At 43.9% G+C, this 17,246-nt stretch carries 14 protein-coding genes and 2 pseudogenes; 6 read left to right on the forward strand and 10 right to left on the reverse strand.

Annotated features, from left to right (window positions below):
* Positions 1–302: 302 nt before the first annotated feature.
* The gene (locus JNUCC31_RS06570) at positions 303–752 is read right to left on the reverse strand and encodes a MerR family transcriptional regulator (RefSeq protein WP_192269776.1); all 450 of its coding nucleotides are present in this window, start codon (positions 750–752) and stop codon (positions 303–305) included.
* Positions 753–929: 177 nt separating this feature from the next.
* On the opposite strand from JNUCC31_RS06570, the gene JNUCC31_RS06575 reads away from it, so the two are divergent.
* The gene (locus JNUCC31_RS06575) at positions 930–1,781 is read left to right on the forward strand and encodes an aldo/keto reductase (RefSeq protein ID WP_192269778.1); all 852 of its coding nucleotides are present in this window, start codon (positions 930–932) and stop codon (positions 1,779–1,781) included.
* A 184-nt stretch (positions 1,782–1,965) separates the two neighbouring features.
* Here the strand turns inward: JNUCC31_RS06575 and JNUCC31_RS06580 are convergent, their stop codons facing one another.
* A complete protein-coding gene (locus JNUCC31_RS06580) occupies positions 1,966–2,907 on the reverse strand; it encodes an alpha/beta hydrolase (RefSeq protein WP_192269780.1) in 942 nt (313 codons plus the stop codon).
* 783 nt (positions 2,908–3,690) lie between these two features.
* Here JNUCC31_RS06580 and JNUCC31_RS06585 point away from each other — a divergent pair.
* From JNUCC31_RS06585 to JNUCC31_RS33160, 4 genes and pseudogenes are all read left to right on the forward strand, one after another.
* On the forward strand, positions 3,691–4,704 hold the full coding sequence (locus JNUCC31_RS06585) for a zinc-dependent alcohol dehydrogenase family protein (protein ID WP_192269783.1): 1,014 nt from the start codon (positions 3,691–3,693) through the stop codon (positions 4,702–4,704).
* A 209-nt stretch (positions 4,705–4,913) separates the two neighbouring features.
* A pseudogene (locus JNUCC31_RS34055) lies at positions 4,914–5,042 on the forward strand (SMP-30/gluconolactonase/LRE family protein); the annotation flags it as partial.
* A gap of 24 nt (positions 5,043–5,066) precedes the next feature.
* A complete protein-coding gene (locus tag JNUCC31_RS06590) occupies positions 5,067–5,855 on the forward strand; it encodes an SDR family oxidoreductase (RefSeq protein WP_192269786.1) in 789 nt (262 codons plus the stop codon).
* A gap of 164 nt (positions 5,856–6,019) precedes the next feature.
* Positions 6,020–6,195: pseudogene (locus tag JNUCC31_RS33160) on the forward strand (transposase); the annotation flags it as partial.
* A 63-nt stretch (positions 6,196–6,258) separates the two neighbouring features.
* Here JNUCC31_RS33160 and JNUCC31_RS06595 read toward each other — a convergent pair.
* The 6 genes from JNUCC31_RS06595 to JNUCC31_RS06620 all read right to left on the reverse strand — a co-directional run bounded on the left by JNUCC31_RS06595 (position 6,259) and on the right by JNUCC31_RS06620 (position 12,257).
* Positions 6,259–7,158 carry a sensor histidine kinase gene (locus JNUCC31_RS06595; RefSeq protein ID WP_192269789.1) on the reverse strand — a complete coding sequence of 300 codons (900 nt, stop codon included), beginning with the start codon at positions 7,156–7,158 and terminating at the stop codon, positions 6,259–6,261.
* Between the two features lie 391 nt (positions 7,159–7,549).
* Complete coding sequence (locus JNUCC31_RS06600; RefSeq protein WP_192269792.1) at positions 7,550–8,248, reverse strand: response regulator transcription factor; 699 nt, start codon at positions 8,246–8,248, stop codon at positions 7,550–7,552.
* Positions 8,249–8,381: 133 nt separating this feature from the next.
* On the reverse strand, positions 8,382–9,197 hold the full coding sequence (locus JNUCC31_RS06605) for a phosphatidylinositol-specific phospholipase C/glycerophosphodiester phosphodiesterase family protein (RefSeq protein ID WP_192269795.1): 816 nt from the start codon (positions 9,195–9,197) through the stop codon (positions 8,382–8,384).
* A gap of 186 nt (positions 9,198–9,383) precedes the next feature.
* Entirely contained in the window at positions 9,384–10,583 is a 1,200-nt protein-coding gene (locus JNUCC31_RS06610; protein WP_192272821.1) for an MFS transporter, read from the reverse strand.
* A 167-nt stretch (positions 10,584–10,750) separates the two neighbouring features.
* Entirely contained in the window at positions 10,751–11,785 is a 1,035-nt protein-coding gene (locus tag JNUCC31_RS06615; RefSeq protein WP_192269798.1) for an ROK family protein, read from the reverse strand.
* 202 nt (positions 11,786–11,987) lie between these two features.
* A complete protein-coding gene (locus tag JNUCC31_RS06620) occupies positions 11,988–12,257 on the reverse strand; it encodes a hypothetical protein (RefSeq protein ID WP_192269800.1) in 270 nt (89 codons plus the stop codon).
* Positions 12,258–12,365: 108 nt separating this feature from the next.
* Between JNUCC31_RS06620 and JNUCC31_RS06625 the strand changes: the two genes are divergently transcribed.
* Complete coding sequence (locus JNUCC31_RS06625) at positions 12,366–12,581, forward strand: helix-turn-helix domain-containing protein (RefSeq protein WP_192269803.1); 216 nt, start codon at positions 12,366–12,368, stop codon at positions 12,579–12,581.
* A gap of 144 nt (positions 12,582–12,725) precedes the next feature.
* On the opposite strand, the gene JNUCC31_RS06630 is transcribed toward JNUCC31_RS06625, so the two are convergent.
* Together JNUCC31_RS06630 and JNUCC31_RS06635 are read right to left on the reverse strand one after the other, a co-directional pair.
* Complete coding sequence (locus tag JNUCC31_RS06630) at positions 12,726–13,307, reverse strand: hypothetical protein (protein ID WP_192269806.1); 582 nt, start codon at positions 13,305–13,307, stop codon at positions 12,726–12,728.
* Between the two features lie 27 nt (positions 13,308–13,334).
* Entirely contained in the window at positions 13,335–17,162 is a 3,828-nt protein-coding gene (locus JNUCC31_RS06635) for an AAA domain-containing protein (RefSeq protein WP_192269808.1), read from the reverse strand.
* Positions 17,163–17,246: the final 84 nt, after the last annotated feature.

Here is a 17,246-nt window from a genome sequence, read left to right on the forward strand (position 1 = left end):
CTGCTCATTAATGTCTAGGATTCCACTATCGTTTCCTGTTAGTTGAATCAATTTACTTTTTAGTTTCCAATTGGATATCTTCAAATAGTACGTATTTGTTTGGTTCAACCTCTTTATATATGCGTACATAATTGACATCAAAGGTTGGAAAAGGAGCTAATTCGTTCATTGCTAAGGGCTTCATTTCTTCAATTTCAGTCTCGTTCAAACCCCAATAGGTTTGCCCCAAGGTCAAAAAAGCCAATCAAGAAGTTTAAACCGAGAATTATCTCCAAAACGGTTGATGTCCTCACAACTATTTCTCACGCCTTCCGAACTGTCGGCGAGTAAAATACGTCAGCATGCATATGTTGAATTTTGTCCCAGTTACCGGGATTGGTTGTGTCTGGAGAGCGGTGCTCCAGAATAGCCTGATATAGAGCAGTCTTTTGTTCCAAATGCGCAATATGCCGTTTGGCTTCTTCGAGCTGAACGAGAGCCGCTTCTTTATGCTCCATCATGAGTGCGCAGCGTTGCGGGATGGTCGAATCCCCTTCGAGACATAGATCGATATACTTTTTAATGACTTCAATAGACATCCCGGATTGCTTGAGGCATTTGATGCCATGCAGCCAGTTGATCGATTCTTCGTCGAACATCCGAATATTGTTTTGATTGCGCTGCACGCTTGGCACCAGGCCTTTATCCGTATAAAAGCGTACAGCATGCTCGGTAAGTCCCGTTATCAGGGCGGCTTCTTTGACCGTATGCATGTGAAATAAATCCTCCTTGAAAAATATTTTTTTTGAAATCGGCTTGCCTTCGTGTAACACGAAGGTGATAGGCTTAGTGTAATGCAAATCTACCGTAAGCGTAAGCCCCGCTGTGGTGCCCGATTTTCGAGTTCGGGGCCGTTTGCGTTTTACATTTAAACCTTAGGAGGAATTACAATGCAAACCGTAACATTAAACAATGGTGTGAAAATGCCGATCATCGGCTTTGGTGTCTACCAGGTTCCAGATGCTGAAGAATGCGAGAACACCGTATATGAAGCGCTGATGGCTGGTTACCGTCTGATCGACACCGCTTCCGGTTATCTGAATGAGGAAGCGGTCGGACGCGCGATCAAGCGCAGCGGCATACCGCGTGAAGAGCTGTTCATTACGACCAAGCTCTGGGTTCAGGATGCCGACTACGAGCGCGCCAAGCTTGCTTTTTCCAAATCCTTAAAAAAGCTACAGCTCGACTATCTCGATCTATATCTTATTCACCAGCCGTTCGGCGATTACTACGGCGCTTGGCGTGCGATGGAAGACCTATATCGCGAAGGTAAAATCAAGGCGATTGGTGTCAGCAACTTCCTGCCCGACCGTCTGATGGACCTCATCGTGCATAATAAAATTGTGCCTGCCGTTAACCAGGTCGAAACGCACCCGTTTTATCAGCAGATTGAGAATGGCGCTTTTATGAAGGAGCAGGGAGTGCAGCACCAGTCGTGGGCACCGTTCGCTGAAGGAAGGGGCAACCTATTCGGCAACGATGTGCTGACATCGATCGCGTCAAAACACAATAAGTCCGTCGCCCAGGTCGTGTTGCGTTGGCTTGTTCAGCGTGAAGTTGTTGTAATTCCAAAATCGGTAAAAAAAGAGCGGATCGTCGAAAACTTCAACATTTTTGATTTTGAGTTGAGCGTGGACGATATCGAACAAATTTCGGCCCTCGATACGCAGGAAAGTCTTTTCTTATCGTACCGCGATCCCGAAATCGCCAAAATGATGGGCAACTGGAGAATTGATCTGTAAACCAGAATCGTACTCATCACTGGTTTATCCTAATCTATTAAAAGGGACAGGTGGTCCAAAGTGACCCCTGTCCTTTCTTTACATGTTAAGCTACCAATATCGTTACAAAGGAGAAGACGGTACCTTTGGAGCCATACATTGAACTCCAGATACCGTCCTCCTATTTTTTCAGATTCCTGCTTGATTATGCCTGAATCCAGGCGTTAGCCAGTAGAAGGGCTCCGCGAGCAGCAGCGGTGTCGGCCAAATCATTTAGCATTACGAAGTCATGGATGATGCCTTGGAAGCGAACTGCCGTTACTCTAACACCGGCTTCCCGTAGTTTATTGGCGTACGCTTCACCCTCGTCTCGCAAAACATCAGCCTCGCCTGTAATGACCAGAGCTTCAGGAAGTCCTGCCAATTGCTCGGTTGTCGCTTGCAGAGGAGACGCGTAAATTTCTTTTCTCTGATCCGGGTCCGTCGTGTATTGATCCCAGAACCATTGCATGCCGTCACGACGCAAAAAGTATCCTTCGGCAAATTGTCTATAGGAATCGTTATCGAAAGAAGCGTCTGTTACCGGGTAGAACAACAATTGTTTGTGAATTTTCGGTCCTTTTCGGTCTTTGGCCATCAGCGTAATGGCTGCGCTCATGTTACCACCGACGCTGTCACCGGCTACTACAATGTGGTTCGTATCCAATCCGTATTCGCTGCCGTTCTCAGCCACCCAGCCGAGTGCCGCGTATACTTCTTCGATCGCTACTGGATAGCGATCCTCGGGAGATAAACTGTAATTTGTGAACACAACTGCAGACTGGGAACCAACGGCTAATTCACGGATCAATCGATCATGCGTATGTGCGTTACCGAATACCCAGCCTGCTCCGTGTGTGTACAGAATAACCGGAAGCACACTCGGTGCATTCTGCGGGCGGACAATGGTAAGAGACACACTGCCCTTAGGCCCGCCGTTAATAGTCAATTCTTCTATATCTACTGGCAATTTATTCACCGAACCGGATTGGACTTGATCGACGACTTCGCGGCCTTTCACCGGGCCATGATCGAACAAATAGGGAGGGTTGGCTGTCGCTTCCGCAAATTGTTTAGCAGCTGTTTCGAGTACGACTTTATTTGTCATGTTGAAAACTCCTGTCTCTTCTTTGAATTTTTGAATTAGATTTTATTATGGTTGTGTGCATGAAGTTTATTCTGAGATCCGTCTTGCTTTACCCTAAATATTCAGTCAATATCCAAAGATGTTTTTTCTATAGAGATCTTGACCTGAATTATATATGTAAAAATGTCTATAACAAAGAGGCTAGAGCCCTATGCCAGATGGATTAAATTCATTCGGGATCTTGACTAATCCTTGCTGTCTTAAAACCCCGTTTTAATGCAACTTGATATGCTGTTTTATCGTACTTATCCCCTGTTGTGTTCAGTATATTTCTTTCTATTGAGCCCACTACATCCACCTTTGGCTTCCGCGTTTCCTTCAGAAAACAAAGTTTCCGACTCTCTTAGCAGGAAGTCTATACAGTTGTCCTTCACTTGTCAATAAAACGATGGAGGCTCAAAGATCATATTGACTTTATAAAATTGGGCAGATACAATGATACCACAAGGAAACATTGTTACCATAAATGCACGATACTTAACTTTCATAAGAATCGAAAATTACTTCTGAGCAATGGGTAACGGTGTTTCCATATTACAACATAGTGTCAAAAGGAGAGCAGCACTATGGCAAAGTGTATATCGTACCGAGTATACAGAATTATCTAGGGGCGCAGTTATCGCGTTTCATTACACGAAAGCAAGGTCTTCGGCTTGTTGGAAGCATGCTTCGTCCGCGTGAAGGATACAGCAGCAATTATAAGAATCCGGGTAATCAATCTGATCTTACAGGGAGGACAATACGATGAAAGCTATACAACTGACAAACGGCTTCGGCTTAGAGGAATTAACCATGACGGAACTCGACAAACCAACCCCAGGCCCTAAGGAGGTGCTGATCCGCATGAGGGCAGCGTCTCTCAATTACCGGGATCTAATGGTCCTGAGTGGAGTAATGCCAGTCGACATCAAGTTTCCCTTCATTCCATTATCAGACGGAGCGGGAGAAGTTGTCGCCGTAGGCCAAGGCGTAACAAGAATTCACGTTGGGAACCGGGTCGCAGGTAATTTGCAGCAACGATTCTTGGCCGGCAACCCAAGAGCTGAGGTATTAGCAGACAGTCTGGGAGGTCCGTTGAACGGAGTGGCGGCCGAGTATGTCGTTCTGCACGAAGACGGAGTCGTCCCTATTCCAGATCACCTCACTTATGAGGAGGCCTCCACCCTGCCGATCGCGGCATTAACCGCATGGAGTATGCTAATCGAATACGGTGGTTTGCAAGCGGGTGATACTGTGCTGCTGCAAGGAACAGGCGGTGTCTCCATCTTCGGGCTTCAATTCTCGCTTATGACCGGAGCACGAGTTATCATCACGTCGAGCAGCAACGCCAAGCTGGAACGGGCAAAAGCTCTCGGGGCATGGCAAACCATCAACTATTCCGAAGTTCCCGATTGGGATCAGAAGGCGCTCGAGCTGACTGACGGCGGTGTCGATCATGTGCTGGATGTTGGAGGAGCGGCAACAATGGTGAAATCCATCAATGCGCTTCGCACAGGAGGGACATTGAGTATGGTCGGGTTCTTATCGGGCTTGACCATTCCGGAATACGATGTCACCAGCATTTTGCAGAAAGCCGCAACGGTTCGCGGCAGTCAAGTCGGCAACCGGGATCACTTTGAAAAGATGAATCGAGCGATTGCCCATCATCGTTTACATCCCGTCATCGACCGTGTATTCCCTCTCGATCGAATTGGAGAAGCATTCGCCCTCTTGGCTGAAGGAAAACAATATTTTGGTAAAATCGTAGTCCAAATCTAAAATCTCTCAAGGCGAATCGTCCTAAACGCTCACTGCGTGCCAGGATATCCAGATAGGGTCTATCACTGCTCGCGGTGCTCGTTCTAGGATGCAACACCAAAGGAACGCCAAATGGGCTTATATTCGATGCCAAGGCGATTTGATCGTTACGGATGTCAGGAGAGGACTGCTGTCTATAACCCCCTCCGGGGGCATAGAGGTATTGGACCGGAAACTGGCATGATCCGGAGGGCAAAGTGTATGGCGTAACTACGGCTGCAAGCCATAACGGATATTTATATATAGGAACGGCACCTGGAGGCAGCAGGGGCGTTCATCGCGTGCTTTTAACAAAATAAGGTTGGAATCTGGGAGGGTGCGAAATGAATCTGGATGAATTGGAGCTATCTTGGAATGAGAAGGAGAGTCTGACCGGCAAAGTGGCCCTGGTGACAGGCGCTAGCAGCGGAATCGGAGCATCGATCGCCAAGAAACTGGTAAAGCGCGGCGCCCATGTGACTATAGTGGCACGTCGACGGGATCGATTGGATGAGCTTGTTCAGGAATTGCATAAAGAGGGATTATACGAGGTAATGGCGGTACCTGCTGATATTCAAACGGCTGAAGAAGTACAGAATGTGGTCAATGAAACGATTAACCGCTGGGGCCGCCTTGATATTATCGTTGCCAATGCCGGATTCGGGTATCGAAGTCCTTTGGTAGAAGTGGATCTGGAAAGATGGGAGGAACTGTACAGGACGAATGTACACGGCCTAATGTTGACGCTGCACTACGGGCTTCCGCCAATGCTGGGTCAGGGCAAGGGAGATGTCATCATCATTTCCTCCATTGCCGGCAAGGAAGTGATCGCCGGAGGAGGTCCATACAGCGCTACCAAATACGGCGTTAACGCCATAGCGTCTGCATTACGTTTGGAGACAATCGATCAGGGAATTCGCGTTACGACGATTCAGCCCGGGGCGGTGGCAACGGAATTTTCTCAGGTGGCCGGGTATTCCGAGGATGAAATTCGCGCGTTTGCTTCGAAAGTCCTGCCGTTACATCCCGATGATGTTGCAGAGGCAGCAATCTATGCATTAGAGCAGCCTGAGCATGTCAGCATTCCGGAACTAACCATTATGCCTTCAAGGCAAGCCCAGCGGTTCAAATAAAACGACGTCCAAATAGTAACAAAAGATCCGTCCCAGATTTGGCAACGGATCTTTTCTTTTTCCTAGGGCAAGAGTAAAACACGAAGTCTGAATCCATCACTAAGCGTCCTCGTCGAGTAAGCATCGTCAGCATACAATAAGGATTCGGAAAAGACTCATGGCCTTTTGCTGATCCGTATTCGTCCTGGCAACGCGGTTCAAACGAAATGCGAACGGCTTGCTTCGAGAGTTTTACCCTAAAGGCACCGATCTCGCTCAAGTTGAGGATGAAGAACTTGCCCATTCACTGGATCTGATGAACCACAGCCCTCCAAAATGCTTGGGCTGGAAGAGAGCCTGAAGATAAGTTAACCCTCATGCATCCTGAAAAGGAGCATTGAGGGTTAACGTAGTTTTATGACTTTTAAATTAAGCGCTGCTTGGGCAAATGCAGAATAACGTTGAATTGATCGCCATGAATTTCAATTTTGATCTCCCCGCTGTGCAGCTCAACGATGCTTTTCACAATTGACAGCCCTAGTCCGGAGCCTTCTGTCTGGCGGGATTCGTCTGCTCTTTTGAAACGCTCGAACAATTCTTCCGCAGCAAAATCAATCTCATAAGCAGCAGTGTTTTGAATTTTGAATAATACCAGATCATCAGACTCGTCCAAATAAATATAGATTCTGGTTCCTGGAAGCGAATATTTCTGCGCGTTGCCAATTAAATTTTCGAATACACGCCAAATTTTATTGCCGTCCAAATGTGCATGGATCGGGAATTTCGCGATCCTCTCCCGAATCACGAGCGACGCTTGTCCCATACTGGTATTGGACTCGGCAATCGCCTGTGTCAACAAGGTTGCGACATCGACGTACTCAATATCCAGTTCTACTGTACCGCTGGCCATCTTTGAGATTTCGAACAGGTCTTCAATCAACAGCTTCATCCGTAGCGCCTTCCGGTCCAGGATTTCAATATAGGCTCGGGTTGTCTCCGTAGACAGCTCTTCTTTTTTTAATAAATCAACATAGTTGATAATAGAAGTAAGCGGGGTCTTCAAATCATGCGATACGTTGGTAATCAGCTCTGTTTTTAACCGTTCGCTCTTCATTTGATTCTCCAGCGCGCTTTGATACCCGGCTTTCATATTGTTAATATAGCCAGCAAGCTTGGATAGAGCATCCTTGCCGGTATCCTGAATCGTACTCTGAATCTTCCCTTCGGCAATTTCTTTGCTCCCGTTGATGATGGTGATGAAGCGTCCAAGCTTGGAAAGGATATACGGAACCAGGAACAGCACATACAGTAATACATAAAGCATGAGCAAGCCCTGCTCGTATATGCTGTAATATGTGGCTGCCTGCCAAATACAAATGCCGGCTATCGCGGTTAGCAAAAGCATCATGATAAGGCCAAACGTTAGTCTCCGGTTTTGCAAACTGGCTCTAAGACCGGTTCTCCAAATATGAAAGTAATCCATCAGCAGACTGCCATGCCAGAAGGACCGCCTACTAAGGGGTGCCTTAAAATAAAGAAACAGTCTGCTTGCCAACAAGCAAAGAATAGTAAAGGCAAGCAGTGCCTGGATGTAACTTGAAGTTGAAAAGCTCAGACTCAACCCCACGTATGAATACCAGTTTATGAGTATGAGGCTCCATAAGATAGCGGCAACAATGATGACAATAAGGTCGATTGGAACCTTCCGATCTGCTTTACTTTTTCTCGATTTTGTATCCAATTCCCCATACCACCTTTAAATATTTTGGGTCTTTGGGATTGATTTCAATTTTTTCGCGAATATTTCTCACATGTACGGCAACCGTATTCTCTGAAGTGAAGATCAGTTCATTCCACACGCGCTCATAAATCTCTTCGATCGAGAAAACTCTGCCTTTGTTCTCCATCAGCAGCTCCAAAATTTTGTATTCCTTCGGGGTCAGTCTGACGTCCTCTCCATCTATCTCAACAGTCTTCGAGCTTTTGTTCAGCACAAGTCCTCTTACTTGAATGAGCTCTTCCCCGTTTGACTGGAAGGAACCTAAATTCGTAAACCGGCGCAGCTGAGATCGGACTCTAGCGATCAGCTCTAAAGGATTGAACGGCTTCGTAATATAGTCATCAGCCCCAACGTTGAGTCCCAAAATCTTGTCGCTATCTTCTGACTTGGCGGAAAGCATAATGATCGGTATATTTTTGTTTTCACGAATTTTAAATGTCGTTTTAATTCCATCGAGCTGTGGCATCATGTTGTCCATGATAATAAGATGAATTGTTTCTTGTTCAAGGATTTCCAGCGCCTCCAATCCGTTAGAGGCCGTTAATACATCCACATCTTCGCTTTTCAAGTAAATAACGAGCGCTTCTCGAATTTCCGGTTCATCGTCTACAACAAGAATGTTATTTATAGCCATTATTTCTCACCTTCATCACGATATTTCTTATACTAGCCAATCCGGAACTCATGTATCCCGAAAAATCAACATGGCCGGGGGGAGCGTCTGCAAGCATCAGCTCTTCCGGTGATTCTTCCTGATCCGTGTAAAATCAATGCACCCCGAAGCTGGAAAGAATCTGCATAACCGGTCTGCTGTTGACGGTGTGAACATAGCTTTTTACCCCAAACTTATTTAGTGCTGGAACTAGATTGGGGTTTAGATACACGCGGTATACAGGCATGGCAACCGCTGTCAGTTGTTTGTCCCTTACGAATTCTACAATACTTTCGGCGGAGGCGCCAGTTTTGTAAAGTGAATACATTTTGTTTGGAAAGGGGTAGATTCCCATAACCGTGTCATACATTTCCGGGCTGAAAATTTCAGGTATAATCCGGTTGAGCAGTGCAGGATCCGTACGGCGCGCCTCATTGACTAGATGCGCAAACTGCTGCTGAATTTGCTCTTTACTGCCTGCTTTCGTATCCACGATTAAGTCAAAATCAGGATATTGCTGCATCAGCTGCACTATGTCCGGCAGTGTAAGAGGGTGGAATCTGTCCATTATAAGCGAGTTTGCAAACTGAAGCATTGTTACGTTTCGTCCGCGATGAGCGGCCAAATCTGGCTGTAGCCTGTGCGACCAATCATGTCTGGCTACGAGCTTCCCGTCCGTCGTCTGCACAAGATCAACCTCGAACAAACGGTACCCTCTATTGTAATTGGTTATAAATGCCTCATACGAATTTGTGTAGCTAGCGCCGTTGACTCCACCAAATGCATGTGCAATAAGCCTATTTCCCTGCCAGCCAATGGCGCCAGCTGTAGAGGCCGGCTGGTTTTGACCTGACCAAACAACCCCCCAGCTGCACCAGATCATTCCAGCCGTAATGACTATGAATAAGCTTAACATCATCGTTTTCTTCATTCGTTCTGCTCCTTTGTTATCCCGATGTAAGTCATACTACAGGACTCAAATGAAGAAGGACTGGTATAAAAACGAATGAATTTATGAAGTTTGTATACATTGAAATCCATATAAAAAAGAATCCCCGTTTGCTAAAACGAGGATTCCCATACCATCTTGCGCTATTCATATCCATTAAAATGATAACTAGATCAGTTCCTGCTTCCGCTTCAAATACCCATACAACACCACGCCAGATGCCGCACAGATCACGGCGCATAAGCCGATAAATCCATACCCCGCCTGAAGTCCGCGCAATAGCCCCAGCTGAGTGGTTGCACCATACGCATTCTTCACACCCTCAATCACCCAGCCAATGGCATAGTTGCCGATGACGCTGCCAATCCCCATCAGGGTAACCGCGAACGTAATCGCCGTGTCACTGCCATTCGGATATCTGCGTGCGATAAATGCCATGACTGTTGGATAGATCATCGCAATACCCGCTCCCGATACGGCAAAGAAGAATGCCAGCCCCTCTCCGCCCGCGATCGCCACGAACGTGCATACCGCCGAAAAAGCAGAGAACAGAATCAGTGACAGTACGAATCCGATCCGGTCCGTAAGCGGCCCTAGCAACAGTCTGCCCAACGAGAAACTGAGGAAGAACGCAGACAGCAGCCCAGATGCTTTGACCGTGTCCCACGTATAGGCTTTCTCCAGAAAGTTAACGAGCCAACCCCCAACCGCCAGTTCCGATACCACGCCAAAAGAAAGAATGAGCACCATCAGCCAGATGGCTGGATCACGTGTTAACGTCTTCAATGAAGTCCGATCTTCATGAGGAAGATCATCCCCCGGAAATTTGCTGCGCAGCGCCGCAATGATCGGCAGCAGACAGAGCGACAACATCACCAGATACATCCCGCGCCAGTCCAGTTCGTGTCCGAACACGTGCAAAGACATCACACCTGTCGCCAGCAAAGGTGCTACCGTGGAACTCAGCCCATAGAAGAAATGGGACAGGTTCATCATGGTACCTGTGTTTTTCACAAAGATCCGTGCCCCCAGAATTGCCAGCGCAATCTCCAGCATGCCGTTGCCGATGTACATGAAGAAGTATGATGAAGCAAAGAGTGGATATGTATGCGACACATAAATGAACACACCCGAGAGGATCATCGATGCAAACGAAATGATGCTAACCGCCTTAATACCCCATTTGCGAACCAGGATGGCAGTGAATGAGCAGGCAATCAGGTAACCCAGTGCATTCAGGGACAATAACGTCCCGAGCTGTTTCTCGTCCAGATTGAAGTCAAATTGAATACGCGGGATGGCAGGCCCTTTAATATTTTCAGATATGCCAAATACGATAAATCCAATAAAGATCGTCGCCAGTTGCATGGCATACAGTTTGTTGAACTTTTTCTTGTTTCCTTCTATACCTGCTTGCTGATTCAAATTAAGTACCTCCTGTTAGTTCAAAAAAGAATATCACATTTTACCACTATGATTGACGTACCCTCTTCCGATCGCTTGTACGTATAAACCCTGGTTCATTTATGCCTCTCCTACCATTTCTTCTCGATCAGTTGGATACGGTAGGTCAGGCTCTCCAACGTGACAGCGATCAACCCAGTAAGATATTCGAGCCTTGTGTCATTCTGAATGATGAGTTCCGGCATATGCTCCTGTGGTATGGTATCCAGACAACCCCGGGTCAGATCATCCAGCATGGACGGGTCCATCGTGTCCCCTGTAATGACGATCGCTGCCGGGTTAATAATCACCATGATGGACACCAGCGTCTTGACCACAAGATGATGCAGTCCATCAGAAGTTTGTAGCAGCTGATGCTGTTCTTCCGATGACACACCAAATGGCAGATAGGACACCTCACCGCTAAAATGCGTGTTCCCTTTCAAAGGATGGCCGTCAATGATGAAACCTGCCCCGGGAAAGTGATTTTTCGGAAAAGTGACAACCGCAAAGTTCTTCTCTTCCTCAAAATGCTGCTCGTTGTACAATCCGTACACCGTCAGATTCATGTCGTTGTCAATGATGACTTCCACGTCTTCAAAGCGCTCCTTGAGCCCCGGCCCTAGCGGCTGTCCTGCCAACCCAGGCACATCGCAGATACCAATAATTCCGTTATGCGCCACTCCCGGTATCCCGATGCCAATGGCCTGCACATTGTTGTACTGCTCGATCAGCGTTGCAGTCAAATCCTCCACCGTTGCCACAGTAATCTCATCCAACGTGAGCGTCTGTTCATCAAGTATCTCGCCATTCAGATTAGCCTGTATATGGGTGATCGAGTGAACGCCGCCCTCCGTTCGAACAATCAGGCAGAGCACACTGGCGTAGTCGGCATTGAATTGATAGCGGCTGGCAGGCCTTCCCCCACTCGACTCATCCGGACCCAGGTCAATAATCTCTCCTGTCTGAAGCAACTCGTTCAGGATCGTGCCACACGTAGCCACACTGAGCTTCGTCAGGCTCGCAATAGAAGACTTCGTGCCCACACCCGTTGATCTGAGTGTGTTCTTCACCAGTTCCACATTGATTCGCTTGACCTGCTGAGTGTTGTGTGATGTAGGTAACATTCTGAGATTTACGCCTCCTTCCATTGGTTTAGAACAATTCACTGATTGTTTTTAAAAGTATTTTAATAATTGAAGTGTAGGGGGATTAGTGGGGAAAGTCAATGCTTATTTAGGGGTGGAAATAGTGCTGGTGAAAACGTAAAAGGGCAGTCTTAAGATCATCCTAAAATGGTCCTAAGCTGCCCCTTATTCAAATGTGATTTTATGTAGATTGGCTCATTCGATTCGCTAAGACGCTCTTCTCCAGTCGGACTTGAAATAACTTTCGGTTCAAATCCTGTTCCATGGCATGAAGGTGATATGCTGCTTGTTTCACGGTATCCATCTCTAGCACACCTGCCTGCTTCGCGATGATGTCCATAGCGTCCAGGATGAGTTTGTTGCATGTGGACAGTTGGCTCACGTAATCGTCTTCCTGTTGGACTAGTTGTGCGTACTGCGAAGCGAATTCTTCGCTGTTGGTACTTATCATGTCACCACTCCTAAAATTGGTACGCATAAGAGTACCAGATATACAAAAAGCATATGGTACGCTCATGCGTAACGTCAAGACCATATGGAAATTTAGGAGTGATTTAACATGGCAAAGAAAGTCGTTGTTAATATTCATAAACTCACAGAAAAACATAATATCTCGTTGCGTGAACTAGCTCGATTGTCTGATATCCGTCATGCTGCGTTAAGTGAGTTGCAGTCTGGGAAACGAGAGAATATCAACTTTGCTCATATTGAGCGGATTGCTGAGGCGTTGGATATTGATGATATAAGGGAGATTATTGAGATTCGGGATGTTTAAAATATCTTATCATTACATTTTCTTTAGGAAAGAAAATATAAAATTCCTTATCGATCTTCTTAACATCATTCTTTTTCGCCAGTACATGTCTTTCATTATCATACATAAACAAGAAATACAATATTTCTAGTTCTTCGTTAATATTTACATTGTTAACTTTTTCGATCTTATATTGTCTTCTATCAGGTTTTTTGAAATAGTGAAGAATAGAAAGAGAAATTTTAAAACTATAAAATTATAAAATATAAGAGATAAAATAACTGCTGTGGTTATTAGATAATTCTGATCAATATAAGAAAGTATTATTTTTTTGTTTGTATCTAAAATAATATACGGAACTAATAAGAGGCTAAGATAAAAAGTTATTATGATCCCTGTTAGAAATCTATTATTCATAGCTTTCCATAGCGTCTTTATCCAAAAGAATGATAGAAAAACACAGCACACTACAAACAAAGAAAACCAGGACCATTCAAAAATATAATTCGAAATAATACGATACTCAAACATAAAAATAATTGACAAAATTGCCGCCATCATAATAGCTGAAAGGAATACCGCACTTTGGAAACGATCCCAAAGACTCGTTATTCTTAGGTCTAATAATTCATCAATCAAAGTCCTACTTTCTGATTTAATAAACCATTTAATAATATAGAGGATAATTGTAATAGCCGGTAAAATACTAGCAATGGCCGGTAATCCTTTGTCTACAAAATTGTTCATATATAATCACCTTTTTTCTACTTTCCCTTACTTCAACTTCAACCGAACATACCTTTCCTTTAAGTACTGAATCATTCGATCATCCGTGACCAGACAACTTACCTCATCCCGCTTATTCTTACCAGATTTGGACAACCAATTATGTGATCCGAGGAACAGGTAACGGTCATCTACCAGAAGAATTTTGGAATGGATCGGAGGGATATATTGGAGAGATTCTCCCATTACATCTTTCAGGTTAGAGATCGAAATCACAATTTTATCATTCCCACCAAACGAATTATCTTTCTCTACAATTCCAGGGATATGATCCAATCCGACTGCTTTACCACCTTTATATCCAAATCCGATTTTCACTTCCACCTGTTTACTCAACGCTGTCTGGACCAACTCTACGAACTCATCATTAACTACAGACGACATAATCCATGGTGAGAAAATAACAACCGATTTAGTTGCATGACGTAAAGCTTCCATCATCAACAAGTAATGATCTCTCGGATTGAGAATGAGACGCTCAGGCAAATGTTCATGAATGTATACGGAGAACGGATCAAGCAAGCCCTGAGAATCTTTTGAAGGATCGATATATAGACTGAATGCCATCGCATCCATATCCTCAGCAATCGTATGGTATTTCTCTTCTAGCGGACTTATGCACACTCCATTTTCTTTTATAATCTCTAATACATTCTTAAGATGATTCTGTTTGAGCTCAGTGATCACTTCCAGGTTACCTACCAACACAAACTGTTCTTTGGCCCGGGATAAAGCCACATTAAGCAAATTAGTGCTCCCACCAACAAAAGAGGCAATTCCCGCTTGCTTCGAATTATCAATGACCGAGCTAAAAATTATAATCTTTTTTTCCTGCCCTTGAAACGCATGAACCGTTCCTATATCTACTCCGGGAATTTCCTTTAGCAGCTTATCCTTTTGCTTCGTGAAAGGTGTAATGATGCCTATGTCCTTCTTACTCATCCCATATTGCTGTACATAAGTATCAACCAATCTCTGACAGACTCTAACTTCGGACATATTAGTATGTGTCCTAATGTTCTTTAGGCCCCTCACATCTACTGCAACGAGATTATTACCAAACAATTTATTATGATTGTCCTGATTAACAATAGTCAGAATTCCACCATATACATGCTGATTAGAAAACTGCATGATACTTTCTTCGCACCTGCGATGTTCAGTAAGAATCAACCCTTTTCTTTTACGGCGATGATCCCACTCGTAAATATCTGAATTCCGGTCAATGTAACTCTGTGCACTATTGCGCTGTACACAAATCTCCTCATGATGTTCCTCTGCGATTGCTGGAATTTCTTCAATCACATTGGTTTTTAAAAGCCTTACGGGTTCTAATTGTTCAATATCTCCTACAATAACCGCTCTCTGAGATCTATACAGAGGACTACTTAAATAGTGCGGCATAATCTGACCTGCTTCATCCACAAGCAGTGTATCAATAAGTCCCGGTAATAATTGAAATGTTCGTTCTCCAAACGAATGAAGAGTTGACGTTACTACAGGGAAACATAAAAAAACGGTGTTCCACAGGGCATTGATACCTTTATTAAACTCCCTGTCCCGCTTATTTCCTTCACTATAGAATGGTTGAAACCACATCCCCTGACAGACCATTTTAAGATTGTGCAAAACTTCTTCCATATGTAACTTCACGTATAGCTCGGTTACTTTCAGCGAGTGCTGAAAGAGTTGATGCCTCTTTTCCAGGACAATTCGATCAGATGCAAAATCAAATATGCTATATTGAGAGATATCCTTGAATCCCCACTTAATAGCAATCTCTTTCTCTAACAATAAAAGTGTTTCAAGTTTTCCTATGATCTGACCAAGAACCTGGATGGTTTCTTTACAGTTAGTTTGCTGTTGCTCCAGTTGGTCCACTTGTTCTTCTAGAAGTAGTACCTCTGCTCTCTGATGATCTTGTTCAGATTGTTTCAGAAGCAGTGTCGCTCTCAGTACCCCTTCTTCTTTTTCTTTCTTCTTTATCAACTGATCCTCGATATAACTCTCGGAAATATGCTGTTTGAGAAACGCTCTACGTTTCGGTAAAAGCCACCCTAGCCAAGCGTTCTTGTTCCACGATCGAAACTTCTCCAACGTCTGATATCCTTTTTTAATCAATTCAACATACTCTGTTAGGTCTGATTCTGTAGATTCTATTTTGATCTTCAAGTCTCTAGTTTTTTGTTTTCGTTCATGAACGGTCTTTCTTAAAATCATAATGGAATTGAGAACATCATTCAGTTTACCATTTGTAATTTCTAATTCCAATTGACATGAAGACAGATCACTCGCAGGGTCGTTCAATACTCTGCCTTGACCTGTAAAATAACGAATTAATTCCTCTTTAGCCACGCTCCACTTCTCAATATCCTTATGTAGGTGTTCCAATTCTTGATAAGCAGCAATAAATTGCCCTTTCGCTGTCTCATCTATTGCCTGAGGCATAGCTTCTTCCAGCCCTTTAATGAAATCTGGAACGAATTCTTTCGTGAAAGCCGTTTTATTAATGACGTTACCTAACCTTGCGCAAAAAAAACCTTTTGTCTCTTCTCCCCCTTTTTTCTTTTTAACAAACTCCTCAAAGTAAGACACTTCCTTAAGCAACTCCAAACCGATATTATCTACAGCTTTATTGTTGGTACTTGTGAGCACCATTGAGAATGTCCTATCATCTATTTCAAAAGGAATTCGATATAACTCATTGCCTCTTTCTTTAAATTTCTCCCATGGCTTATCCCACAGATCTGTCAAAGTTTTTGCTTTCATCACCATGTTATCTGCAAATATTTCTTTAAGTAATGTACTTTTCCCCGTCCCTGGTGGTCCATTCACTGACAATAGAGAATGATTTTTAACAGCTTCAATAACATGCCACTGTTTCTCGTTAATTGGATATTCCCCCGTGTAGCTGCCACCGTGAAAAGAACGACCGGATTTTTCTTTAACATATGCTGTAGTGTTTTGGCCACCCGTTAAATATCTATTTAGAAGTTCAGGTAATGGAGAGTCATCTGTCGTAAGTTCAAGAATACGTTCTATTTCTTTTTGGAAGATTGGCCTATTCATTTCCTCCAGCATTTCAAATGTCACAAAAACTTGGGCAGGCATCTGCCATCCTTCGTGAGTCTTGAAATCTTCTAAATTTTTATGGTATTTTCTTTTCAACTCCTTATTAAGGATATTTAAAATTTCATGCATATTTTTCTGTTGAGAATAGGCATTGGCATCCATTAGTTCAAGCAAATTCGCTTTTTCAATGTCTCCAACTTCAAATGTGGAATTATTCGTTAATCTGGCAACAATGATCCCCAAACTCTCACGGTTAATAAAAAACTGTTCTACCTTCAAATACTTTTCTTCTATACGTCCAATAAAAGTGATTAATGGTTTCGTTGAAGTCTCTTTTTTTGTCGTCTTTTTCAACAATGGGTAACAAAGCGTTATCGCATCTTCTAATAAATTTGAAATGAATTGTTCCGAATTAGTCATGTTATCCGTATATTTGAAGGAAAGTCCTGCTAGAAATTCCTCTACCGACTTCGTGCCGGAAACAACCAATTCAATCTCCCTGTTCAGTTCATCTTCATTGTATTTTCCTTTACTCAAATGATCTTTAATATCAGGGTATGACGTTATTTTCTTAAATATATCCGTTTTTCTCTTTCGATAAACAAGTTCTTCAAGTCGGGCAGGATCTTTTAGAATTTCACTACTGAATAGTTCTCCCTCTACTTGGCTCAATGAATTTCCCATCAGAGCTGTTTTCTTTTCATATTCAACGAAGTACCGCAGTACACTCCTACTGTCTAACACTTAATCGCCTCCATAAAAAGCTGAAATTATAACATCCAATATCAAACAACGCCATCATAACATAGGTTTACACTTGTTACTTTA

The organism is Paenibacillus sp. JNUCC-31 (genome assembly GCF_014844075.1).
Taxonomy (GTDB): domain Bacteria; phylum Bacillota; class Bacilli; order Paenibacillales; family Paenibacillaceae; genus Paenibacillus.